The organism is Luteithermobacter gelatinilyticus, from assembly GCF_005849285.1.
Lineage (GTDB): Bacteria > Pseudomonadota > Alphaproteobacteria > Sphingomonadales > Emcibacteraceae > Luteithermobacter > Luteithermobacter gelatinilyticus.
Genome location: NZ_CP040517.1, coordinates 2,643,004 through 2,665,075 on the forward strand (window position 1 = coordinate 2,643,004; position 22,072 = coordinate 2,665,075).

Genomic DNA, 22,072 nt, shown 5'->3' on the forward strand with positions numbered 1-22,072 from the left:
TCAAAGGAATAAGGACAAGAGATGGATATTACACATCAAGACGCAGCCTCCTTTGCCCAAACATGGGGCCTGGTGTTCTTTGTCGTCATGTTTCTTGCGGTCGTGGCCTATGCCCTATGGCCCAAAAACAAAGACAAATTCAAAAACGCCGCGCGCACTCCACTGGATGAGGAATAATAATGAGCAATACACCTGAAATAGATCAATTCAGCGGTGTCCACACCACGGGTCATGAGTGGGACGGCATCAAGGAACTGAACAACCCCCTGCCGCGCTGGTGGCTGTGGACCTTTCTGGCGACCATCGTCTGGTCCATCGGCTATTGGGTGGTCATGCCCGCCTGGCCACTGATCAGCGATTACACCAAAGGGGTCATCAACTATTCCCAGAGGGATGTTGTCGCCGCCCAGCTTCAGGCGGCACAGAATGCCAGAAAGCAATATGAAGAAAAACTTCTGGCGTCCGATCTGGAGACCATCAAGAACACCGAAGAACTCTGGTCCTTCGCCATGGCCGGTGGAGAGGCCGCGTTCGGGGATAACTGCGCAGGCTGCCACGGCTCCGGGGCCAGCGGCGCCAAAGGGTACCCCAACCTGAACGATGATGACTGGCTCTGGGGCGGCACGCTGGAAGATATCCACTACACCCTCAAGGTGGGCATCCGTGCGGCCCATGAAGAAACCCGTTTTAATACCATGCCGGCCTTCCTGAAAGACGAGATCCTCAGCAAAGAAGAAATCAACAGCCTCGTCACCTATGTGCAGTCCCTTTCTGACAAGACGATTGCTGCCCCGGAAGGCGCCGAACAGCTTTACATGGACCAGTGTGCTTCGTGCCACGGTGAGGACGGCACCGGCATTCAGGAATTGGGCGCGCCCAACCTGACGGATCAGATCTGGTTGTATGGTGGTGATCGCAAGACACTGTTCGAAACCATCGCCTACAGTCGCCAGGGGGTCATGCCTTCCTGGGAAGGGCGGCTTGATCCGGCCACCATCAAAAGCCTGGCCGTGTATGTGCACTCTCTGGGAGGAGGACAGTAAACCAACAGTAAATCACATGATACTCGGAAAACTGTTTTCTGAAGGTCATGATTTCATACCAGATCTCCCGGCGGCACTGCGGGGAGGAGGCCGCATCAGGTCGGTAGTCCGCCGGGGATCTGACAACCATATGGTACAGACAGGGTATCACCAATATTAAGGGTATATAGATTATGGCCAATTCGCCTGAATCACATAGCGGCATGTCCCTTGACGGCCGCACCGCCACCTCCCCCGCAACCACCGGCGCCACCGTCTCTTCGTCCTTCCGCCCGCATGAGGCGGTCGAACGGGCGGATGTGGAAGCCGTCAACAAAAAAGAAGCCCGTTCGCTTTACAAAAAACGCGAACCCATCTACCCCAAACGCGCCAAGGGAACGTTCCGCACGATCAAATGGGTCATTATGGCGATAACGCTTGGCATTTATTATCTGGCTCCCTGGATTCGCTGGGACCGGGGAGAGGGCCTGCCAGATCAGGCCATCCTGATTGATTTCCCGGCCCGTCGGTTCTATTTCTTTTTTATCGAAATCTGGCCGCAGGAAGTCTATTACATCACCGGATTGCTGATCCTCGCGGCCATCGGCCTGTTTCTGGTGACCAGCACCGCCGGGCGGGTCTGGTGCGGTTATACCTGTCCGCAGACGGTGTGGGTGGATCTGTTCCTGGCGGTGGAACGTTTTTTTGAGGGGGATCGCAACGAACGCATGCGCCTGGACAAGGCCCCCTGGAGTTTTTCCAAACTGCGTAAAAAGACGCTCAAGCATATCACCTGGCTGCTGATCGGAGTCGCCACGGGCGGGGCCTGGGTGTTTTATTTCGCCGATGCCCCCACCCTGTTTAATCAGCTTATCCACTTCGAGGCGGATATGACCGCCTATTTCTGGATCGGGCTGTTTACCACCACGACTTATCTTCTGGGCGGTTTCGCCCGCGAACAAGTTTGCACCTATATGTGTCCCTGGCCCCGTATCCAATCTGTGATGCTGGACGAGGATTCGCTGGCCGTAATGTATCGTTATGATCGCGGCGAACCGCGAGGCCCCCATAAAAAAGGCGACAGCTGGGAAGGCCGCGGCGACTGTATCCAGTGCCGCCAATGCGTTGTGGTCTGCCCCATGGGCATCGACATTCGCGACGGCATGCAGCTGGAATGTATCCAGTGCTCGCTCTGTATTGACGCCTGTAACGCGGTCATGGACAAGGTTGGCCGGCCGCGGGGGCTGATCGCCTATGATTCCCTGGCCAATTTCAAAGCCAGGGCCAAGGGAGAAAAAGAACGGTTTCGTATCATCCGGCCGCGGACCATCCTGTATACTGCACTGATTCTGGTGGTGGGCGGCGTGATGCTGTACAGCCTGCTGACCCGCAGTGAGCTGGATGTGAATGTGCTCAGAGACCGCAACCCGGTATATGTGCAATTGTCCAATGGCGACATCCGTAACGGTTATACGCTGAAAATCCTCAACAAAGCCCGGGAGCCACGCCGTTTTGCCGTAGCCGTTCATGGGCTGGAAAACCACCAGATGTGGATTGAAGGCATCCAGAGCATGACCGAGGATGGCCTGCCTGTTGTGGATGTGGGTCTTGATCGCCTGCGCTCCGTCAAGCTTTATGTGGCCGCCCCGCGCACCGCCCTGCAAAGCGACAGCACGGACATCACCATCGAGGTTCGCGATCTTGACGGTAACGTGCGCGACATCCATGAAACCACCTTCAAGGGACCGGACCCGCGGCGCTGAATGCGCCGTTCCGCGTCTCTGATTTATAAAGCTATTGACCTAAAAGGTTACGGATATGAGCAAGATGGATAAACCGCTGACGGGGAAAACCGTTCTCCTCTGGCTGATCGGCTTTTTCGTATTTGTCTTTATCGCCAATGGAATTATGGTCTGGGTGGCGCTTGAAAGCTGGTCGGGGCTGGAAACTGAAAACGCCTACCGCAAGGGGCTGGCCTATAATGAGCAGATCCGGGAAGCCCGCCGGCAGGCGTCCTCGGGATGGGCCATGACGTTGGATCAGCGCCCGACACAGCAAACAGGCGATACCCTGCGGATCACCCTGTCCGTGCCAAAAGGCGAACAGGTCCCGCAGACCCTGCTGGTTCGTTTTATCCGCCCGACTGCCGAAGGTTATGACCATGATCTAATTCTTACGCCGCAGACCGGACACCCCGGCGTGGTGTCCTATGGTGCGCCGGTCGCATTGCCGCTGCCGGGGGTGTGGGACATGGTGATTCTTGCAAAAAGCGAGGATGAGGTTAAATATACCCTCAAGGACCGTCTTTTTGTCCAATCACCATCTGACGAGCGGCAGCCATGAGCACAACCAACCTGGAAAAACACTATCCGGTCGATCATTTTGTGGTCGAAGGGCTGCATTGCCCCTCTTGCATCCGAGAGATTGAGGGTACCCTGCGCAAAAATCCCGCCATTCGTCATGCCCGGGTCAATCTCACGACCCAGCGGCTGGCCGTGGAATGGGCCAATGACGACGGCCCATCCGACAGAACGGCCTCCCCCAGCCGCACAGATGTCGTGATCGGAACCCTGAAAGATCTTGGATTCCGTGCCTTCCTGTTTCGGGACGATCCGGCCCTGAAACAGGCGGACCAGGAAAGCAAGATGCTGCTCAAGGCCATGGCCGTGGCCGGCTTTGCCATGGCCAACGTGATGCTGCTGTCGGTATCGGTCTGGTCCGGCGTGGTGACCGACATGGATGAAGGCACCCGGTTGCTAATGCACTGGCTGTCAGCGTTAATTGTATTGCCCGCCGCCGCCTATGCGGGTCTACCCTTTTACCGATCCGCTTGGGGGGCCATCAAAAATCGCAGCCTGAATATGGATGTGCCCATTTCACTGGCCGTGATCCTCGCTGCTGGCATGAGCCTGTTTGAAACGATTCAGGGGGCAGTACATACCTATTATGACGCGGCGGTCATGTTGTTGTTTTTCCTGCTGATCGGCCGCTATCTGGACCGCAAGATGCGCCAGCATGCCCGGTCGGTAGCGCAGAACCTGATGTCATACCGGGCCCACCGGGCCACCGTGGTGCAGGAGGATGGGGAGACGGAGAACCTGCCGGTGGAAATGCTGAGCCCCGGCCAGACGGTGCGCATCATGCCCGGCGAACGTATCCCCGTGGATGGCATTGTGACCCGCGGCCTTTCGGACATTGACACCAGCCTGGTGACCGGTGAGACTCTGCCCTCCAAGGCGGAAACCGATACAAAGGTGTTCGCCGGCACCATGAATCTGAGCGGTGCCCTGGACGTAAAAGTCACTGCACTGAGCGGGGAAACCCTGCTGGATGAAATTATCCGGCTGATGGAGGTTGCCGAACAGGGCCGGGCCAAATATGTGCGTCTGGCCGACAAAGCGGCGCAGGTCTATGCCCCCGTGGTTCATCTCCTGGCGCTTTTAACCTTTGTCGGCTGGATGATCTTCAGCAGCGTCGGCTGGGAACAGTCGCTGATTACCGCCATTTCCGTGTTGATCATCACCTGTCCCTGCGCGCTGGGCCTGGCCGTGCCGGTGGTACAGGTGGTCGCCTCCAGCTTGTTGTTTAAATCCGGTATTTTGGTCAAGGCCGCTGACGGGTTGGAACGGCTGGCGGAGATCGACACTGTGGTATTTGACAAAACCGGCACGCTGACCCTGGGCCAGCCGGAACTGGCCAATGGTGATGATGTTGCGCCCGCACATCTGGAACTTGCCGCCAGCCTCGCCAAAAGTTCCAGTCATCCATTATGCCGGGCCCTGATTGTGGCCTGCCATGAACGGGACATCCCCACCATCGCCACCGACAGCCCCCTGCATGAGGAAGCCGGCATGGGTCTGAAAGCCGTGATTGACGGCCGGGAAGTACGGCTTGGCAACCGCGACTGGTGCGGCATTCCCGCAGACCAGATAGACAATACCCGCTACAGTGAATTATGGCTGGCCGTTGAGGGCGAAGAGCCCGTCTTTCTTGCCTTCCAGGATCGCCTGCGCCGGGACGCCCGTGACGTGGTGACCTGGCTCCGGAATGACGGCCTTAAGATTATCCTGCTGAGCGGCGATCGCGAGGAAGTGGTACGGGACGCGGCAAGAGACCTGGGCATTGACGACTGGCAGGCCGGCTGCAAGCCCCAAGACAAGATCCGGGTCCTGGAGGACCTCAAGACGCGTGGCCGCAAGGTGCTGATGGTGGGCGACGGCCTGAATGATGCGCCGGCCTTGAGTGCCGCCCATGTGTCCATTTCCCCGTCCACCGCGGCGGATGTAAGCCAGACAGCCGCAGATTTTGTGTTCCAGTCCCAAAAACTGGAAAGTCTGGTGCGCACATTGCAGGTCTCCCGTCACAGCCGCCGGCTGGTGTTTGTCAATTTCGCCTTTGCCGCACTTTACAATGTGGTGGCGGTGCCGTTTGCCGCCGCTGGGTATCTGGAACCGCTTTATGCGGCGCTGGCCATGTCCGGCTCATCCATAGTGGTGACCGCCAACGCGCTCCGGCTCAATCTGGCGAAACTCTACACCAGCCCGACGCCGGCGGCCCCGATCCAGGCAGATTCCCCCCGGCCTTCCCCGGCCTCCGCGCCGGAACAGGCCTAAAGGGGGAACGCCGGATGGAGAGCCTGATGGAGAAAATGTGATGGACATCATCATTTACCTGATTCCGATTGCCCTGTTTCTGGGACTGGTGGGGCTGGGCGCGTTCCTGTGGTCCCTCAAAAGCGGCCAATATGACGATCTCGACGGCGCCAGCTACCGGGCGCTGTTCGAAGAAGACGACATGGCCGCAGAACAGCAAGGGAAAGAGGATAAGTTGTCCAAAACTAATGGCATCGAAGATAACGGGACAGGCAAAAACCAGGGCAAAACACTGCCTCCCTCTCACTCCTCCCCATCCCAGTAACCTGCGTCCTGTGGATAAAAGAAACGGGTCATGGTGCGCTTTTTCGGATCGCCGCCAGGGGCAATGCCGGCGAGGATACCGATCTTGCCACTGTCGGGATAGACGGCTACTTCTGGCTCCTTCATCGTGGATATACACAGATACACCAGATCCTTGTCCGAGCTGTTCCAGACCTGATGGGCATGATCAGCGCCGCGCCTGAGCGCCACATAGTCACCCGCCCGGATCGGCACCTGCTGATCTGCGTAAATCAGTGTGCCTTTCCCCTCCAGCACAAAGATGGCTTCCTCATTGGTCAAATGATAATGTTTCGGAAACGCCTTTTTGCCTGGCGGCTGACGATACAGCGAACTGCCCAGTTCCTCGGCCCCGCTGGCCATAGTGAAGGATTTGCGGAAATAATGATAGGCCGCACCGTGCCGCACCTCTTCCCAGTTCAGGTCCGCTGCATTCACCACATTGTCTGGACGTTTTTTGCCGTCCGAAGCCGCTGATTTGTTCATCCTTCGCTCCCCTGTTTCCCCCGGTTATCCCCTCTTTGCCCCCTACGGGCTTTCCTTGATGAAAAATATCCTTTAAAACAGATCAAGAGATGAGAGAGTATAGGGGGCAGGTCCAGATCCGGGCAAGGCCAAATTCAAGCCCATAATTCAGGCAAAATTCAGGCCCCATACATTCAGGAGAAACAAGATGACCGATATCAGCGTAGGCGTTGTGGGATGTGGCGGCCGCATGGGCCAGGCTCTGGTCAGGGAGGTTCTGGACAACCCGCGGACCGTCCTTTCCGGAGGCACGGAACGCTCGGACAGCCCGCTGATCGGCAAGCCGCTGCGCCATCCCGCCACCGGTGAGGAAACCATTCTGAAGATCACCGATGACGCGGAACACCTGTTTAAGGTTTCTGACGTGGTGATTGACTTTACCTGCCCCACTGCGACCAACCTGCACGCCAGTTTCGCCGCGCGGCACAAGACCGCTCATGTGATCGGCACCACGGGCCTGTCAGAAGAGGATGAGGCCGCCATCTATCAGGCGGCCGGCACCGTGCCGGTGGTTTATGCCTCCAATTTTTCCTTCGGCGTTAATCTGCTGTTTTATCTCACGCGGCTTGCCGCCGGTATTCTAGACGAGGATTTCGACATTGAAATCCTGGAAATGCATCACCGCCACAAGGTGGATGCCCCCAGCGGCACGGCGCTCAGCCTGGGCAAGGCGGCGGCGGCCGGACGCGGCGTCAATCTTGCGGAAGTCTCAGAACGGGCCCGCGACGGCATCACCGGTGAGCGCGGCCGCGGCTCTATCGGTTTCGCGGTACTGCGCGGCGGCAACGTGCCCGGGGAACATGTGGTCAGCTTTAACGCCGATGATGAGCGGATCGAACTGACACACAAGGCCGGCGACCGGGCCATTTTCGCCCGCGGCGCCGTCAAGGCCGCCATCTGGGCGCTGGAGCGGGGCGAAGGCCTGTATGACATGTTCGACGTGCTCGGCCTGCCGAAAGAATAGCCTGCGGCACGTCATCGGTTAAGAAGTTTTCCCGCACCCCCTCCGAGGAAAAACGGGGAGAAAAACGAAAAACGAAAACGGGGACAGTATACTATTTAATTGAGAACGGAATGAATAAGATTATAAATAGTATACTGTCCCCGTTTTCGCCGTTTTCCTGTCCCCGTTTCTCTTTTTCCAGAACATTTATCCATACAAAACCAGGCCGGCGACATAGGGGGCCACAAGGTTCACCAGCAACACCACCAGCCATAGTCGCCCTTCCCAAAGTTTGTAATCAAGACCCAGACGGGTCCAAGGAAGTTTGCGGATAAAGCGGAAAAACACCACCTCGAAAATCACGGTGGCCAGAACCCATATAACCCCGGTCTTGAGCGCGTTGACAGGCCATTGGGCCGCACCGGAACGATCCATGACGAACCATGCCACCCCAGCCGTAGCCGCCATCAGCACCACGCTTTTATAAAGGTGGTTGACATATTCCCCAAAGCGGCGCTCGATAAGAACCTGGCCCAGAATCCCGTTGATTACAGCCACGCCCAAAAGGATACACCAGCCCCAGAAAATCCACACGATCATCCCTCAAAAAATCCCCTAACTCTCTCTTGATTCATATTTTGACGCGATCCGCACTGCGTAATCCGCCCTTGTTGTTGGCATCATTCATCAGCCATACCGCAGATTTTTGATCAACTTATGACAGCCCCGCCCCGGACGATACCAGGCGTTCGGCCACCGGCGCGGTCTTATAGGCCCTAAGCGCCTTTTTCAGTTCGCCCAAGACTTCCCGCCGTTCCTGCTGCGTCAGAAAGGTACCGATGAACAATCCCCGGCCATGAGACGTCACAAGAATGTGTTTTTCCCGGAACGTGGCCGCATCTTGCGCCCTGTATTGCAAATTCACATTGACCCAGTATGGATTGAACGACCAGCTTTGTTCGCTTCCCTTATGGTCAATGCGCCGGACCAAAAGCTCATCCCCGGCCAGACGGACCTGTTCAACACAGTTTCCCGAGCGGTAGTTGAGCTTGAAAGCGCCGTAAATCAGCAGCACATCCAGCCCCATAAACCCGAACACCGGCCATGCCCCACGCAGGAAAAAAAACGCCCCTACCGAAAAACTCACCAACGCGACCAGACTCATCAGAATGACAAAGCCTCTGGGACTGAGGGAGCGGTGCGGATACAAAACCGCATCAAACCACACCCGCGTCCCGGGCGGGGGCGGCACGGCGGGAGAAGGCGGGGATGTTTCCGCAGACGGGGGGTATGTCTTTTTTTGTGCCATAAGAACAGTATAGCCCTCTTCCCTTCCCTCTCCAACCCCGTTAATATCCGCCTTTATCCTGAACCGACCATAAAAGCAGCCGGCAAACACATGAACAAAAAAGATATTCACGAATTTTTCGCCCGCCTTCACGCCCGGGATCCGGAACCCAAGGGAGAGCTGAACTACACCAATCCCTATACCCTACTGGTAGCTGTCGCCCTGTCCGCCCAGGCTACGGATGTGGGGGTGAACAAAGCCACCAAAGATTTGTTCAAAGTGGTCTCTACCCCTCAGCAGATGCTGGAACTGGGGGAAGAACGGCTCAAGGGCTATATCAAAACCATCGGCCTGTATAATTCAAAGGCCGCCAATATCATAAAGGCGGCACGGGTATTGGTAGAAGACTATGACGGGGAAGTCCCCCAAAGGCGTGAAGATCTGGAGAAACTGCCGGGTGTGGGGCGCAAGACCGCCAATGTGGTGCTCAATATCGCCTTTGGCCAGCCGACCATCGCTGTGGACACCCATATTTTCCGGGTCTGCAACCGGACGGGCCTCGCCCCGGGAAAAACCCCATTGGCGGTGGAAAAAAAGCTGGAAGAAGTGGTGCCCAAGGAATTTGCCCTGCACGCCCATCACTGGCTGATCCTGCACGGTCGTTATATCTGTAAGGCGCGCAAACCTAATTGTCCGGTATGCCCGGTTGAGGATCTGTGCCGTTATCCCCAGAAGACGGTCGTTGAGGAAGCGTAAAATTGCCGGCTTTCAGCCGTTCCTTGTCCACATGGCTGTCAATGCAGGCATCCGGGGAGACGGTGGGATTGACGCTTTGCAGGTCAACCGCATGGCTGTTGACATAATCGAGCTGAAGATCCCCGTTTTCGTTTTCATAAAAGAACAGGTGCGAGATGCACTGGGGGCTTTTATACATCCAGACCTCGGCCTGTTTTTCCCGGCGACGCAGGTCCGGTTCGCCAAAAATAACCTCTATGGTCGCCGGCGTAAGCCCCAGAATATTTTCCAGTCCAAACAACGGTGCCGGATCAGGTTCTTGTGTCACAGAGGGCACCGCCGCCTGTAGCGTTTCAGGAACGGGGGCAGGCGCGGAAACGGTTTCGGCCCGGTCTGCTGCGCAGCCCGCCAGTCCCCCCGCAAACCCCATCGCCACCATCAGGACGAAAAGCCTGAACAATACTTCCTGTCTGATCTCTGCCTGTCTGATCTCTGTAATGTTCATTCTATATCCGTTTTTGGCGTTACCCTGTCTGCGGAAAACTCCGGCGCAGCCGCACCCCCCGCTGTCCGCGCCCGCAGGGTCAGATGAAAAATATGGCAGATGATGGCCACCGACAGGATCGGTGCCGCCAGATTGACGATTGGTATGGTAAACAACACCGTCATCAACAAACCGGACAACAACACATAGCCGCGAATGGCCCGGCGGTGATACCCCGCCTCGCGAATGCCCAGATGCCGCACCGCCACCATTTCATAATACCCCCAACCCAGAAGATAACCGTTCAGGAGGTAAAAAATCAGAAGCGGCACAAAAGGCATCCAGAAAAACGCGATATAAAGTGGAATGACTAGAATGTTAAGCACAATGATCAGCACAGCCAGACGGACCGCCAGATAAGTCAGATGGCCCATACCCAACCGTTTCCCCGCCTTGCGTTCAGGGTAATAGCGATACTCCACCGCATCCACCACATCATCCAGAAAAATGGATACAAAAATAGTGGAAATCGGGGGAAAGAAAATGCCCGCCAGCCAGAAGAACACCAGCCCGAACACCCACTCAAACAGGCTGTTCAGCCAATCCCAGTCAAAATTGAGATAGGGAACTTCATCCTTGAGCAGGATGACCAGAAAAAATGTCACAATGACGGCCACGATGGTGGTTAGCATGCCCAGAAGAAAGACACGCAAAAAAGCGGGGTCGAACAGCTGAGACAGCGTTCTTTCCAGTGATGCTACAAGATATCGCACAATCCGGTCCTGTTTTTGTCGCCCCCTACCCTTCCTGAGCAAAATATGGGATGTTCAGGTCAAAAGACAAGGTGTTTTTATTTTCCTTTCCCCGTGAGAAGGAGAACATCGCTCTGCGATCGGTATTTTCCCTTTTTCATGCCCCTGCTTTCCCTGTCTCTGCTTTTCATATCCCTGTCGCTCAGACCAGGAATATTGTTTCCATCCCACAAATCTGCCGCACAAGACTTTAAACCTGCTAAAAAATCTTATACTGTGCCCCAAACAAGGAGTTCTGCATGAAAACAAAATACGACGTTCTGGGGATTGGAAACGCCATTGTGGATATTCTGACCCATGTGGAAGAAGAATTCCTGATCCGCGAAGGACTCACCAAAGGCAGCATGCAACTGGTGGACGAGCCGACCGCCGCGACGCTGTATGACAAGCTGGGGCAGGCCATCGAATGTTCCGGCGGGTCCGCTGCGAACACCGTAGCTGGTCTCGCCGCACTCGGCAGCCGCACCGCCTTTATCGGCAAGGTGCGCAATGATCAGCTGGGCCGCATTTTTCGTCACGATATTCAGGCTTTGGGAGCGGATTTTCCCACCCCTGCGGCTGAGAACGGCCCGACGACCGCCTATTGTCAGGTGTTGGTAACTCCGGATGCGGAACGCACCATGTGTACGTATCTCGGCGCCTGCGTGAATCTCACCGAAACCGATATTGACCCGGATCTGGTTCAGAATGCCGCCATCACCTATTTGGAAGGGTATCTGTGGGATCCTGATGCCGCCAAGGCCGCTTTCCGCAAAGCGATTCGCCTGGCCCATCAGGCCGGGGGCAAAGTCGCCCTCAGCCTGTCGGATCCGTTCTGTGTCACCCGACACAAAGAGGAATTTCTCTCCCTGGTGAAAGAGGATATTGATATTCTTTTTGCCAATGAAGAGGAAATCCTCACGCTATACGGAACCCGCGATCTGGACGAAGCCAGCCACCGGGCGCGGGAAGATTGTGACATCGCCGTGATTACCCGCAGCGAAAAAGGCTGCCGCATTGTAAATGGCGGAAATGGCGGCAACCTGCTGGACATTGCAGCCCGGCCGGTCCACGCCCTTGTGGACACCACCGGTGCCGGAGACATGTTTGCCGCCGGATTTCTCTATGGGCTTACCCGGGGAGATGACCTTGCCACCTGTGGGCGTATGGGTAATCTTCTGGCCGGCGAGGTCATCACCCATCTGGGCGCACGCCCAGATATTGACCTCAAAAGCTTTCTGGATGAAAATCTGGAGAATAATTTAGCGTAAAGGACGCTCAAAAGATGTTCAAAACTTCTGCGATTATCCTGGCTTCCACATTGATCTTGGGCAGTGTCAGCACGGCGGCGCTGGCCGATTGCACCTTTCCGAAAAGACCGGAAATTCCCGACGGCACCACAGTCAGCAAAGAAGACCTGATGGCCACCATCCGGGAATTCAAAAACCGCTTCCAGCCGGCCGTCAAGGACTTTCAGCGATGTATTGAAAATGAAAAGGCCATTGTCGGCGATCTTGCCACCGAGGATCAGATTGCCGAATGGGACGCCAAATATAACGCCGCCTATGAGATTGAAGCACGCCTGGCCAACCAATTAAACGAAACCATTCGCGCCTTCAAGGCCCGCCAGGCCAAAGACAAAGCCAAAGATAAGGCCAGCGATAGCCCCGGCAAGCAAGGCAGCCAATAAAGCTGGCGATGAGGGCAACATCCGGCGCCTGGACTAGAGTGAATTGTGAAGAGATTGACTCTGGGTCTCTGATTGACCCTTTGACTTTGAGGGGCTGTTTGATTCTGGGGGCCGTCAGACAGGTTCCGGCAGAAAATAATACATGCCGAACATAATGATATTGACGTCTTCCCCGTTTTTGGACAACGGCAGGCCAAGGGCATAATAGTCCATGAAATTTTTCGGTGACCATTCCAGTTTCTGTCGGGAAAAATAGGGTTTTTTGTTGTCAATCAGCCACAGATAACGGTCATGGACAGGCGCAAAATTTTTCAGGGTATCCGTATATTTTCCGGTGACATCCTCCCCCATGGCTCGGACGGTTTCGGTGCCTACCAAGCGCACCCTGAAACGGCGGGGATGTTCTTCCACGTCAATCAGCGAGATATGCGGCAGAAGATGCGGAATCTCGGCCGGGCGAATATCGGCGCGGACAGGCATCCGCCGGCCCGCACATTTCGAGCACCAGTAGTCATACAGTTCCCGTAATGGCCTGACGGGAATATCTTCGGAGTCAAAATCACTTAGAAACATTCAAGTGTCCGCAACATCTCGCCCTTGTTTTTTTCACAAAATACCCAATCTTAAGTCAAAGTCTTAAATCAATATCCGCCTGCCGAAAGCGCCGTTATCGGGATAACATGGGCCCCAAGGGCCGCCCGCCGAAAATATGAATATGCAGATGCGGCACTTCCTGACCGGCATGGGAACCGGCATTGGCCAGAATACGGTATCCGGGCTCCACCAGCTCCAACTGTCGGGCCACTTCCCCCACGGCCCGGAAAAACCCGGTGATCAGATCAGCCGGAGCATGCGCGGTGAAATCATCCATGTTCACATACTCCCCCTTGGGGATGACCAGTACATGAACCGGCGCCTGAGGGTTGATGTCATGAAACGCCAGCGCATAATCATCCTCATAAACCTTTTTGCAGGGAATTTCGCCGCGCAGGATTTTGGCGAAAACATTATTCGGATCATAGGTCATGGCAACTTCCTCATTCTGTAGACTTATTACTGGCTGTAAACTTATTCACTGGCCGGCTTGGATGCCGCACGTGATTTTTTCTCCTCAATCCCGGAAAGCCCTTCCCGGCGCGCCAGTTCAGTATAAATTTGTTCCGGCCGAATATCCATATCCGCCCACAAAACCATCAGATGAAACAAGAGATCAGCAGATTCCGCAATGACGTCCTCTTGACTGCCCCCCGTCGCGGCAAGCGCTACTTCCACGCCTTCCTCCCCCACTTTCTGGGCAATTTTACGCCGCCCCTTGTCATACAGCCGGGCCACATAGCTGGTTTCCGGATCGGCTTCCCGGCGCGCGCGGATCACATCGGTCAGCCGTTTGAGAATATCAGAACTCGTCATGGTGGCTCCTTTGGCGATCCCTATAGTCTGACCGGAATACCGGCCTTGTGCATATAGTTTTTGGCATCCTGAATACTGTATTCCCCAAAATGGAAAATCGACGCGGCCAGCACCGCAGACGCATGCCCTTCCTTCACTCCTTCCACCAGATGTTCCAGGGTACCCACACCGCCCGAGGCAATCACCGGAATGGGCACCGCATCGGCAATGGCACGGGTGAGCGAGAGATTGAACCCGCTGCGGGTACCATCTTTGTCCATGCTGGTCAGCAGAATTTCACCCGCCCCATAGTCGGCAACTTTGCAGGCATAGTCAACCGCATCAATGCCGGTGGCTTCACGCCCGCCATGGGTGAAGATCTCGTATTTTCCGGGGCCGGTCTGTTTCGCGTCAATGGCCACCACAATGCACTGGCTGCCGAATTTTTCCGCCAATTCGCGCACCAGTTCGGGCCGTTTCACCGCCGCTGTCATAACCGATACCTTGTCCGCACCCGCCAGCAGCAGTTTGCGCACATCTTCCTCGGTTCTTACTCCGCCCCCCACAGTCAACGGCATGAAACACTGTTCGGCCGTCTGGCGCACCACATCCAGCAAAATGCCACGATTGTCGCTGGAGGCGGTAATATCCAGAAAACACAGCTCATCGGCGCCTGCCGCATCGTAAATCTTCGCCTGTTCCACCGGATCGCCCGCATCCCTGAGGCCTACGAAATTCACCCCCTTGACCACCCGGCCGTCCTTGACGTCAAGACAGGGAATAATCCGCGCTTTCAACATCACGCCGTCCCTTTCAGAAAGTTGAGCGCCTCGGTCATATCCAACCGGCCATCATATAGCGCCCGCCCGGAAATCACTCCTTCAATGGTGCCCCGGGCCGTCTCGGCCGCGGCCTTGAGCCGTTTCAGATCTTCCAGGGACGCCACCCCGCCTGACGCGATCACCGGGATTTCCAGCGCGTTACACAATTCTACCGTGCTCTCCACATTCACCCCCTGCATGGTGCCGTCCCGGTCAATATCCGTATAAATCAGCGCCGCCACCCCGGCATCCTCGAATTTCCGCCCCAGATCGACAGCCGTCATTTCCGAAGTTTCGGCCCAACCTTCCACCGCCACGCGGCCCCTACGGGCGTCAATGCCCACCGCAATGCGTCCGGGCCAGTCCCGGGCGGCCTGGATGACAATGTCCGGATTTCTGAGCGCCACTGTGCCCAGAATCACACGCCGGACCCCCTTATCCAGCCATAACGCAATGGTTTCCAGATCTCGGATGCCCCCGCCAAGCTGCACCGGAACATCCACCGCCGCCAGAATGGCCGTTACCGCCGCCGCATTGACCGGCTTTCCTGCAAAAGCCCCGTTGAGATCCACAAGATGCAGCCATTCACATCCGGCCGCAACAAACTGGCGGGCCTGATCTGCCGGATCAAGGTTAAACACCGTAGCCTGGTCCATTTCGCCTTTGTACAGACGGACACAGGCCCCGTCTTTCAGATCAATTGCGGGAAACAGCTTCATCTAATCAAGATCCTTTGTATAAAAATAACCCGGCACAAATTTACCGTTAATCATGGCATAACGTTCCTTGGTGCCCCAGCGTTTCATGCCCAGCCATTCACAAACCGCGATGGCCGCCTGCTGATCGGCACGCATATTGACGTTCAAGGATCGGAACCCCTGACCAATGGCATGATCTTCCACTTCTTTCAGCATCATCTTGGCCAGGTCATGCCCCCGGGCCCACGGGGCCAGGAAAAAATTCACCACCTCGGCGGCAAATGCCCCGGCTTCGTTATTGGCCGGCGGTCGCACCAACTGGCAGGCCCCGGCCACCTGCCCGTCAAGGCGGGCAATAAACAGGGTCCGGTCCGGCATGAGCATGACCCCTTTCCAGTAATTTTCCAGGGTCTTTTGCGGCGGCTGGTGCAACCAGCCAAAACCGACGCCATCGTCAATCGCTTCCCGGGTAATGGCACATAACTGCGATAATGTGACGTTGCCCAGTACGGATGGTATTTCCACGCCCAGCCGTGAAGAAGATTTGTAGGTATTCGTCTTGTCCATAACCTGTTTCCGGTTTTGCCCTGAGTTGCCGGCCTTTCTTCATCAGTCACCGGCGCCTACGGGGTCCAGTTCAGAAAATTCCGGATCAATCTTAACCCCACATTCTGGCTTTTTTCCGGATGGAACTGGGTCCCAATGATATTGTCCCGGCCGATGATGGCGGTCACCGGGTCGCCATAATCCACCGTGGCCAGCACGGCCTCTGGCTGCGCCGCCTGAAAAAAATAACTGTGGACAAAATAGGCATGATCGCCATCCTCTAGTCCCGCAAGTACCGGATGATCCGCCGCACCGGGAGCAAATGTCAGTTCATTCCACCCCATATGAGGAATCTTGAGCCCGCTCTCCGGCGGAACCCGCAGCGGTTCCACCGTACCTTTGATCCAGCCCAGCCCCGTATGATGGCCATGCTCATGCCCTTCCTCCGCCAATAGCTGCATGCCGACACAGATGCCAAGAAACGGGCGGCCCCGCCGGAGTATCACCTCTTCCAATGCCTCGCGCATGCCAGACAGCGCCGACAGCCCCCGCATACAGTCCCCATAGGCCCCAACCCCTGGCAGAATAATCCTGTCCGCCCCGCGCACATCCTCGGCCCGCGAGGTGACAAGAATCTCCATCTCCAGACCCGTTTCCCGAGCCATACACTGCGTGGCCTTTTCCGCTGAGCGCAAATTACCGGATCCGTAATCAATCAAAACTGTTTTCATCACTTCGTGGTATTCCCCACAGAAACAGGTGAAATCTGTCCACCTGCCTTCTCCCGAAATTTCCTGTTAATCCTCATATGGCGCCTCATCATGATATGGCGCCTCATTATGACGCCTCAGGCCCAAACCGGGGTATGTTGAACTGTCCCCTTTGCAGAAGTCGGTAAAACCGTTCGGCGGCCATGTCCTCATCATCACCGCCAACCACGCCCAGTTCCACATATCCCTTAAGAGACAAGGACCAGCGTTTCAAATGAAACCCTTCGAGCCCCAGAAAGATCGCCAAGGCCAGGACGATCACATCCTGATGCTGAAATCCCGTAAACGCGCCACCACCAAAAATAATCAGCAATAAAACCGCGGCCAGACCCCACATGCGATGGTACAAGGCCCAGAACGGTCCAAACAGAAAAGCCCAGAAAGACCCTTTTTCCGGCACCAGAACCACGTCATGCGCCGATACCTCCGCCCCCCAGGGCAAGGGGCGCATATGGGCGGTATAGGTCCTATATTCCATTGTCCCACAGCTCCCTGGGCCTATCCATCAAGATCCTGCTGATCGCCCAGAACCCCTTTGGTGGACGGAATGGCATCCGCCTTGCGGGGGTCGATTTCAATCGCTTGCCTGAGCGCCCGGGCCAGGGCCTTGTAGCTGGATTCGATAATGTGGTGGTTGTTTTCCCCATACATGTTTTCCACGTGCAAGGTCAGCCCCGCGCCAAAGGCAAAGGCCCGGAACCATTCCAGGAACAACTCGGTATCCATGTCGCCCAGTTTATCACGGGTAAAATTCACTTTCCAGACGATGAAGGGCCGCCCGGACACATCCACACTGGCGCGGGTACAGGTCTCATCCATAGGAATGATGGCATTGCCGTAACGCGTAATCCCCTTAAGATCCCCCAACGCCTTGGCCACCGCCTGTCCCAGCACAATGCCCACATCTTCCGTGGTATGGTGATAGTCAATATGCAAATCTCCCTTAGCCCGGATAGTGATGTCAATCAAGCTATGACGGGAGAGCTGTTCCATCATATGATCCAGAAACCCAATACCGGTATGCACGTCATAGACTCCGGTGCCATCCAGGTTCACCGAAACGGAAATTTCGGTTTCCTTTGTCTTGCGCTCTATGCTCGCCTGGCGCATAGGGACCTCCGCTGTTTTTGTTGCTTGGCATTGATATAGCAGCGCTGGGTCAAAAAACCAACAAAACTTATTACAAGACGATACAGGCGTGCTGTCTAGCCCCGGCCTGTCCCGCCAATTCCCCAAAAGCTTTTGAGGCTTTTTTCTGCTGCCCCCTTGACCCTTCCGGAATAATTCCCCAAATGTGAGGTCAACGCATAACGCAACACAACAGGAACCACCTTATGACCGAAACTCAAAAAGGCTGGCGCGGGACGACCATTCTGAGCGTCCGCAAGGGAAACAAAGTTGTCATTGCCGGAGACGGGCAAGTCTCTCTGGGCGACACTGTCATTAAGGCCAATGCCCGCAAGGTGCGCCCTCTGGGTGACGGCAATGTGATCGCCGGTTTTGCCGGATCAACCGCCGATGCTTTTGCCCTGTTTGAGCGGCTGGAAGAAAAGCTGGAACGTTATAGCGGGCAACTGACCCGCGCCTGTGTGGAAATGGCCAAGGACTGGCGCACGGACCGCTATCTGAGGCGGTTGGAAGCCATGATGATTGTGGTAGACCCTGAAGTCAGCCTGGTGCTAACCGGCAATGGCGACGTCTTGGAAACGCCGGACGGCATTCTCGCCATTGGGTCGGGCGGCAATTATGCCCTGGCGGCGGCCCGGGCGCTAATGGATCAGGACCTGGATGCGGAACAGATCGCCCGCAAGGCCATGGGTATCGCCGCCGACATCTGTGTCTATACCAACGACAACCTTATTGTGGAAGTATTGGAAGCCAAAGAATGACATCATTTTCCCCCCGTGAAATTGTTTCCGAACTGGACCGCTATATTATCGGCCAGAAGGACGCCAAACGCGCCGTGGCTATTGCCCTGCGCAACCGGTGGCGGCGGCAGCAACTGCCCGAAGATATGAAAGAGGAAGTTCTGCCGAAAAACATCCTGATGATTGGCCCGACCGGGGTCGGTAAGACGGAAATTTCCCGTCGTCTCGCCAAACTGGCCAATGCCCCCTTTGTCAAGGTGGAAGCCACCAAATTCACCGAAGTGGGATATGTGGGCCGCGACGTGGAGCAGATCATTCGCGATCTGGTGGAAGTCGCCATCGGCATGGTGCGTGAGGAAAGCCGGCGCAAAGTCACGGCCAAGGCGGAAATCAGCGCCGAGGAAAGAATCCTTGATGCGCTGGTGGGCGAGACGGCCAGCCCGGAAACCCGACAAAAATTCCGCAAGATGCTGCGGGAAGGGGAACTGGACGATAAGGAAATCGAGGTGGAAGTCAGCGACACGTCCCCTGCACAGATGCCCACTTTTGACATTCCCGGCATGCCCGGCGCCAGCATGGGCATGATCAACCTGAATGACATTATGGGCAAGGCATTTGGCCCCCGCACGGTAAAGAAAAAAATGACCGTCCGTGAAGCGGCCGAAATTCTTCTGGCGGATGAAGGCGACAAACTTCTGGACGAAGAAGCCATTATTCGTGACGCCTTGGAACGGGTGGAGCAGAGCGGCATTGTTTTCATCGACGAGATTGACAAGATCGCCGGACGTGAAGACCGCCGTGGCGGGGAAGTCAGCCGCGAAGGCGTGCAACGCGACCTGCTGCCGCTGATTGAAGGCAGCACCGTCGCCACCAAATACGGCCAGGTCAGAACCGATCATATCCTGTTCATCGCCTCCGGCGCGTTCAGCCTTGCCAAACCCTCGGATTTGTTGCCCGAACTTCAGGGCCGCCTGCCGATCCGGGTGGAACTGCGCGCCCTGACCGAGGAAGACTTCAAACATATCCTGCTGGAACCGGATTATAGCCTGATCAAGCAGTATACCGCGTTGCTCGGCACCGAAGGCGTCAAACTCAGCTTCACGCCGGACGGGATTGATGCTATCGCCCGGCTGTCCGCCGAAATCAACGACACGGTGGAAAATATCGGGGCGCGGCGGCTGCATACGGTGCTGGAACGTATTCTTGACGAAATCAGCTTTGAGGCCACCGATAAACCCGGCACGGAAGTTGTGGTGGATGAGGCCTATGTCACCAAACATATTGGAGATCTGGCAGATACCTCAGACCTGACCCGGTTTATCCTGTAAAGGGCCGCGTCCCAGAACCGGAAAAATGGGTTGCCACAGCCTTCCCAATATATATGGCCAAAATATATAACGGGCCAAAAATATATGGTGGTGCGGGCGATGAGGCTGTTTTCCGTCCTTGCCGCTTCTCCTTCGTCCTTGCCGCGAAGGCGGTAATCCAGTCCGTAAATAAAGACATCTGCCCGGTTTCCGGGAGGGGTTTTTGAAAGAACTCTGGGCTCCCGCCTACGCGGGAGCGACGGAAGAAAAAAACGGAAACAGCGCCATCCATACTCACAGCGCCATGATTCATGTGGATCTCCGCATTCCTTCCACGGGCGCGCAATGACCATATTCCCAAACAAATCCCCGCCCCGACGAACCGGAGCGGGGATATATCTTTTTACCGCAGGGAGACCTGTCCGGCTTATTTGGACTCGTCTTCCTTGCTTTCGGCCAGAGCGGCCCCCAGGATATCCCCCAGGCTCGCGCCGCTGTCGGAAGATCCGTACTGGGCCACAGCTTCTTTTTCTTCGGTGATTTCAAGCTGCTTGATGCTGAGGCCAATCTTGCGGTTCTTTTTGTCCACGGAGGTGACCATGGCATCGACCTTGTCGCCGACGGAAAAACGCTCCGGACGCTGTTCGGAACGATCCCGGCTGAGATCGGAACGACGGATAAAGGCGTCGATGGACTGCTCACCCTCGCCGATGCTGACTTCCAGGCCATTGTCGGTCACATTGGTCACCGTACAGGTCACCACACCGCCTTTTTTCAGGCCGGAAATGCTGCTCATCGGGTCGCCACTGAGCTGTTTGATGCCCAGGCTGATACGCTCTTTTTCGGTATCAATATCCAGCACTACAGCCCGCACCACATCGCCTTTCTTGTATTCGGCAATGGCTTCCTCACCGGATTTGTTCCAGTCAAGGTCAGACATGTGCACCATGCCGTCCACATCGTTATCCAGCCCCACAAACAGACCGAATTCGGTAATATTCTTGATCTCGCCTTCGATCTCGGAGCCGATCGGGTGTGTTGCGGCAAAGCTTTCCCACGGATTGTCCATGCATTGTTTCAGACCCAGGCTGATGCGGCGTTTCTCCGGTTCGATTTCCAGAACCATGACTTCCACTTCCTGGCTGGTGGACACGATTTTACCCGGATGAACGTTTTTCTTGACCCAGCTCATCTCGGACACATGGACCAGACCTTCAATGCCGTCTTCCAGCTCCACAAAGGCGCCGTAATCGGTGATGTTGGTGATCCGGCCCTTGAGCTTGGTGCCAACCGGGAATTTCTCTTCGATATTGTCCCACGGATCGGCCTGAAGCTGTTTCATGCCAAGCGAAATCCGCTGAGTTTCCGGATTGAGCCGGATAATCTGGACCTGGATGGTATCGCCGATATTAAGCACTTCGGAGGGATGGTTGATCCGCTTCCAGGAAATGTCGGTCACATGCAGTAGACCGTCAATACCGCCAAGATCCACAAAGGCGCCGTAATCGGTGATGTTTTTCACCACACCTTCCACCTGCATGCCTTCATGCAGGCCGCTGATCAGCTCAGCCCGCTGTTCGGCGCGGGTTTCTTCAAGGATGGCCCGGCGGGAAACAACAATATTGCCCCGCTTGCGGTCCATTTTGAGGATCTGGAAGGGCTGTTCGATATTCATCAGCGGGGAAACATCGCGGATCGGACGAATATCCACCTGGCTGCCCGGCAGGAAGGCCACGGCGCCGTTCAGGTCAACGGTAAAGCCGCCTTTCACGCGGCCAAAGATGACCCCCTTGACGCGTTCGCCGGCCTCATAGGATTTCTCCAGCTGAACCCAAGCTTCTTCGCGGCGGGCTTTTTCACGGCTCAGGATGGCTTCGCCCTTGGCGTTCTCAACCCGCTCCACATAGACTTCCACGGTATCGCCGACTTTCAGGTCGGGCGTCTGTCCGGGTGCGGCAAATTCTTTGAGGGGAACACGGCCTTCGGCTTTCAGGCCAATATCAATTGTTGCAGCTTCTTTATCCAGTGCGATGATGGTGCCGGTCACAACCTTGCCATCAAATTTTTCTTCTGCACCCAGGGTTTCGTCAAGAAGCGCGGCGAAATCCTCGGTGGTGGGTACTGATTGTTCAGCAGTCATTAAGTATCCTTCTTTCCTTTACGTCATGTATTCCGGCCTGCCGGTTGTCTCCGACGGTCTTGGAAACCATTTTACACTAAAAACGATTCTTCCGCGGCGGTTCACACGGAAGAGGGTATTT

At 55.9% G+C, this 22,072-nt stretch carries 27 protein-coding genes; 12 read left to right on the plus strand and 15 right to left on the minus strand.

What is annotated here, in order from left to right:
• The first annotated feature begins 21 nt into the window (after positions 1 to 21).
• The 6 genes from FE788_RS11870 (at position 22) to ccoS (ending at position 5,939) form a co-directional block, all read left to right on the plus strand.
• A complete protein-coding gene (locus FE788_RS11870; RefSeq protein ID WP_168190399.1) occupies positions 22 to 177 on the plus strand; it encodes a cbb3-type cytochrome c oxidase subunit 3 in 156 nt (51 codons plus the stop codon).
• 2 nt (positions 178 to 179) lie between these two features.
• Positions 180 to 1,043, plus strand: a complete 864-nt coding sequence (gene ccoP, locus FE788_RS11875; protein ID WP_138380840.1) for a cytochrome-c oxidase, cbb3-type subunit III — start codon at positions 180 to 182, stop codon at positions 1,041 to 1,043.
• 173 nt (positions 1,044 to 1,216) lie between these two features.
• On the plus strand, positions 1,217 to 2,785 hold the full coding sequence (gene ccoG / locus FE788_RS11880; protein WP_210413959.1) for a cytochrome c oxidase accessory protein CcoG: 1,569 nt from the start codon (positions 1,217 to 1,219) through the stop codon (positions 2,783 to 2,785).
• Positions 2,786 to 2,840: 55 nt separating this feature from the next.
• Complete coding sequence (locus tag FE788_RS11885) at positions 2,841 to 3,365, plus strand: FixH family protein (protein WP_138380841.1); 525 nt, start codon at positions 2,841 to 2,843, stop codon at positions 3,363 to 3,365.
• A complete protein-coding gene (locus FE788_RS11890) occupies positions 3,362 to 5,635 on the plus strand; it encodes a cation-translocating P-type ATPase (RefSeq protein WP_138380842.1) in 2,274 nt (757 codons plus the stop codon). The genes FE788_RS11885 and FE788_RS11890 overlap by 4 nt, the downstream gene beginning before the upstream one ends.
• A 40-nt stretch (positions 5,636 to 5,675) precedes the next feature.
• Positions 5,676 to 5,939, plus strand: coding sequence for a cbb3-type cytochrome oxidase assembly protein CcoS (gene ccoS / locus FE788_RS11895; protein WP_138380843.1), 264 nt, complete (start codon positions 5,676 to 5,678; stop codon positions 5,937 to 5,939).
• On the opposite strand, the gene FE788_RS11900 is transcribed toward ccoS, so the two are convergent.
• Positions 5,918 to 6,442 carry a cupin domain-containing protein gene (locus FE788_RS11900; RefSeq protein WP_138380844.1) on the minus strand — a complete coding sequence of 175 codons (525 nt, stop codon included), beginning with the start codon at positions 6,440 to 6,442 and terminating at the stop codon, positions 5,918 to 5,920. The two genes, ccoS and FE788_RS11900, sit on opposite strands and share 22 nt — an antisense overlap.
• 196 nt (positions 6,443 to 6,638) lie before the next feature.
• On the opposite strand from FE788_RS11900, the gene dapB reads away from it, so the two are divergent.
• On the plus strand, positions 6,639 to 7,445 hold the full coding sequence (gene dapB / locus FE788_RS11905; RefSeq protein WP_138381392.1) for a 4-hydroxy-tetrahydrodipicolinate reductase: 807 nt from the start codon (positions 6,639 to 6,641) through the stop codon (positions 7,443 to 7,445).
• Between the two features lie 186 nt (positions 7,446 to 7,631).
• On the opposite strand, the gene FE788_RS11910 is transcribed toward dapB, so the two are convergent.
• Positions 7,632 to 8,024 carry a hypothetical protein gene (locus FE788_RS11910; RefSeq protein WP_138380845.1) on the minus strand — a complete coding sequence of 131 codons (393 nt, stop codon included), beginning with the start codon at positions 8,022 to 8,024 and terminating at the stop codon, positions 7,632 to 7,634.
• 115 nt (positions 8,025 to 8,139) lie between these two features.
• Positions 8,140 to 8,733, minus strand: coding sequence for a DUF2244 domain-containing protein (locus tag FE788_RS11915; RefSeq protein ID WP_138380846.1), 594 nt, complete (start codon positions 8,731 to 8,733; stop codon positions 8,140 to 8,142).
• 90 nt (positions 8,734 to 8,823) lie between these two features.
• Between FE788_RS11915 and nth the strand changes: the two genes are divergently transcribed.
• Positions 8,824 to 9,468 (plus strand): endonuclease III, encoded by a 645-nt coding sequence (gene nth, locus FE788_RS11920; RefSeq protein WP_138380847.1) that lies wholly within the window; start codon positions 8,824 to 8,826, stop codon positions 9,466 to 9,468.
• Here nth and FE788_RS11925 read toward each other — a convergent pair.
• Together FE788_RS11925 and FE788_RS11930 are read right to left on the minus strand one after the other, a co-directional pair.
• Positions 9,398 to 9,952, minus strand: a complete 555-nt coding sequence (locus FE788_RS11925) for a hypothetical protein (RefSeq protein ID WP_138380848.1) — start codon at positions 9,950 to 9,952, stop codon at positions 9,398 to 9,400. The two genes, nth and FE788_RS11925, sit on opposite strands and share 71 nt — an antisense overlap.
• Complete coding sequence (locus FE788_RS11930) at positions 9,949 to 10,704, minus strand: EI24 domain-containing protein (RefSeq protein WP_168190400.1); 756 nt, start codon at positions 10,702 to 10,704, stop codon at positions 9,949 to 9,951. Before FE788_RS11930 ends, FE788_RS11925 begins: the two co-directional genes overlap by 4 nt.
• Before the next feature lie 278 nt (positions 10,705 to 10,982).
• Between FE788_RS11930 and FE788_RS11935 the strand changes: the two genes are divergently transcribed.
• On the plus strand, positions 10,983 to 11,993 hold the full coding sequence (locus tag FE788_RS11935) for an adenosine kinase (RefSeq protein WP_138380850.1): 1,011 nt from the start codon (positions 10,983 to 10,985) through the stop codon (positions 11,991 to 11,993).
• 14 nt (positions 11,994 to 12,007) lie between these two features.
• The gene (locus FE788_RS11940) at positions 12,008 to 12,412 is read left to right on the plus strand and encodes a hypothetical protein (RefSeq protein ID WP_138380851.1); all 405 of its coding nucleotides are present in this window, start codon (positions 12,008 to 12,010) and stop codon (positions 12,410 to 12,412) included.
• A 114-nt stretch (positions 12,413 to 12,526) separates the two neighbouring features.
• Here the strand turns inward: FE788_RS11940 and FE788_RS11945 are convergent, their stop codons facing one another.
• The 9 genes from FE788_RS11945 to hisB form a co-directional block, all read right to left on the minus strand.
• A complete protein-coding gene (locus tag FE788_RS11945; RefSeq protein ID WP_138380852.1) occupies positions 12,527 to 12,985 on the minus strand; it encodes a PAS domain-containing protein in 459 nt (152 codons plus the stop codon).
• A 94-nt stretch (positions 12,986 to 13,079) separates the two neighbouring features.
• Positions 13,080 to 13,439, minus strand: coding sequence for a histidine triad nucleotide-binding protein (locus tag FE788_RS11950; RefSeq protein ID WP_138380853.1), 360 nt, complete (start codon positions 13,437 to 13,439; stop codon positions 13,080 to 13,082).
• A gap of 41 nt (positions 13,440 to 13,480) precedes the next feature.
• Positions 13,481 to 13,822, minus strand: a complete 342-nt coding sequence (locus tag FE788_RS11955) for a phosphoribosyl-ATP diphosphatase (RefSeq protein ID WP_138380854.1) — start codon at positions 13,820 to 13,822, stop codon at positions 13,481 to 13,483.
• 20 nt (positions 13,823 to 13,842) lie between these two features.
• Complete coding sequence (hisF, locus tag FE788_RS11960; protein WP_138381393.1) at positions 13,843 to 14,601, minus strand: imidazole glycerol phosphate synthase subunit HisF; 759 nt, start codon at positions 14,599 to 14,601, stop codon at positions 13,843 to 13,845.
• The gene (gene hisA / locus FE788_RS11965; protein WP_138380855.1) at positions 14,601 to 15,341 is read right to left on the minus strand and encodes a 1-(5-phosphoribosyl)-5-[(5-phosphoribosylamino)methylideneamino]imidazole-4-carboxamide isomerase; all 741 of its coding nucleotides are present in this window, start codon (positions 15,339 to 15,341) and stop codon (positions 14,601 to 14,603) included. The genes hisF and hisA overlap by 1 nt, the downstream gene beginning before the upstream one ends.
• Complete coding sequence (locus FE788_RS11970; RefSeq protein WP_138380856.1) at positions 15,342 to 15,887, minus strand: GNAT family N-acetyltransferase; 546 nt, start codon at positions 15,885 to 15,887, stop codon at positions 15,342 to 15,344.
• A 56-nt stretch (positions 15,888 to 15,943) separates the two neighbouring features.
• The gene (hisH, locus tag FE788_RS11975) at positions 15,944 to 16,597 is read right to left on the minus strand and encodes an imidazole glycerol phosphate synthase subunit HisH (protein ID WP_138380857.1); all 654 of its coding nucleotides are present in this window, start codon (positions 16,595 to 16,597) and stop codon (positions 15,944 to 15,946) included.
• 106 nt (positions 16,598 to 16,703) lie between these two features.
• Positions 16,704 to 17,114, minus strand: coding sequence for a DUF2628 domain-containing protein (locus tag FE788_RS11980; RefSeq protein WP_138380858.1), 411 nt, complete (start codon positions 17,112 to 17,114; stop codon positions 16,704 to 16,706).
• Positions 17,115 to 17,134: 20 nt separating this feature from the next.
• Positions 17,135 to 17,746 carry an imidazoleglycerol-phosphate dehydratase HisB gene (gene hisB / locus FE788_RS11985; RefSeq protein WP_138380859.1) on the minus strand — a complete coding sequence of 204 codons (612 nt, stop codon included), beginning with the start codon at positions 17,744 to 17,746 and terminating at the stop codon, positions 17,135 to 17,137.
• Positions 17,747 to 17,970: 224 nt separating this feature from the next.
• Here hisB and hslV point away from each other — a divergent pair, with 224 nt between their 5' ends.
• Together hslV and hslU are read left to right on the plus strand one after the other, a co-directional pair.
• Positions 17,971 to 18,525, plus strand: a complete 555-nt coding sequence (gene hslV, locus FE788_RS11990; RefSeq protein ID WP_138380860.1) for an ATP-dependent protease subunit HslV — start codon at positions 17,971 to 17,973, stop codon at positions 18,523 to 18,525.
• Positions 18,522 to 19,832 carry an ATP-dependent protease ATPase subunit HslU gene (gene hslU / locus FE788_RS11995; RefSeq protein ID WP_138380861.1) on the plus strand — a complete coding sequence of 437 codons (1,311 nt, stop codon included), beginning with the start codon at positions 18,522 to 18,524 and terminating at the stop codon, positions 19,830 to 19,832. The genes hslV and hslU overlap by 4 nt, the downstream gene beginning before the upstream one ends.
• A 406-nt stretch (positions 19,833 to 20,238) precedes the next feature.
• On the opposite strand, the gene rpsA is transcribed toward hslU, so the two are convergent.
• Positions 20,239 to 21,951, minus strand: a complete 1,713-nt coding sequence (gene rpsA / locus FE788_RS12000; RefSeq protein WP_138380862.1) for a 30S ribosomal protein S1 — start codon at positions 21,949 to 21,951, stop codon at positions 20,239 to 20,241.
• Between the last annotated feature and the right edge of the window lie 121 nt (positions 21,952 to 22,072).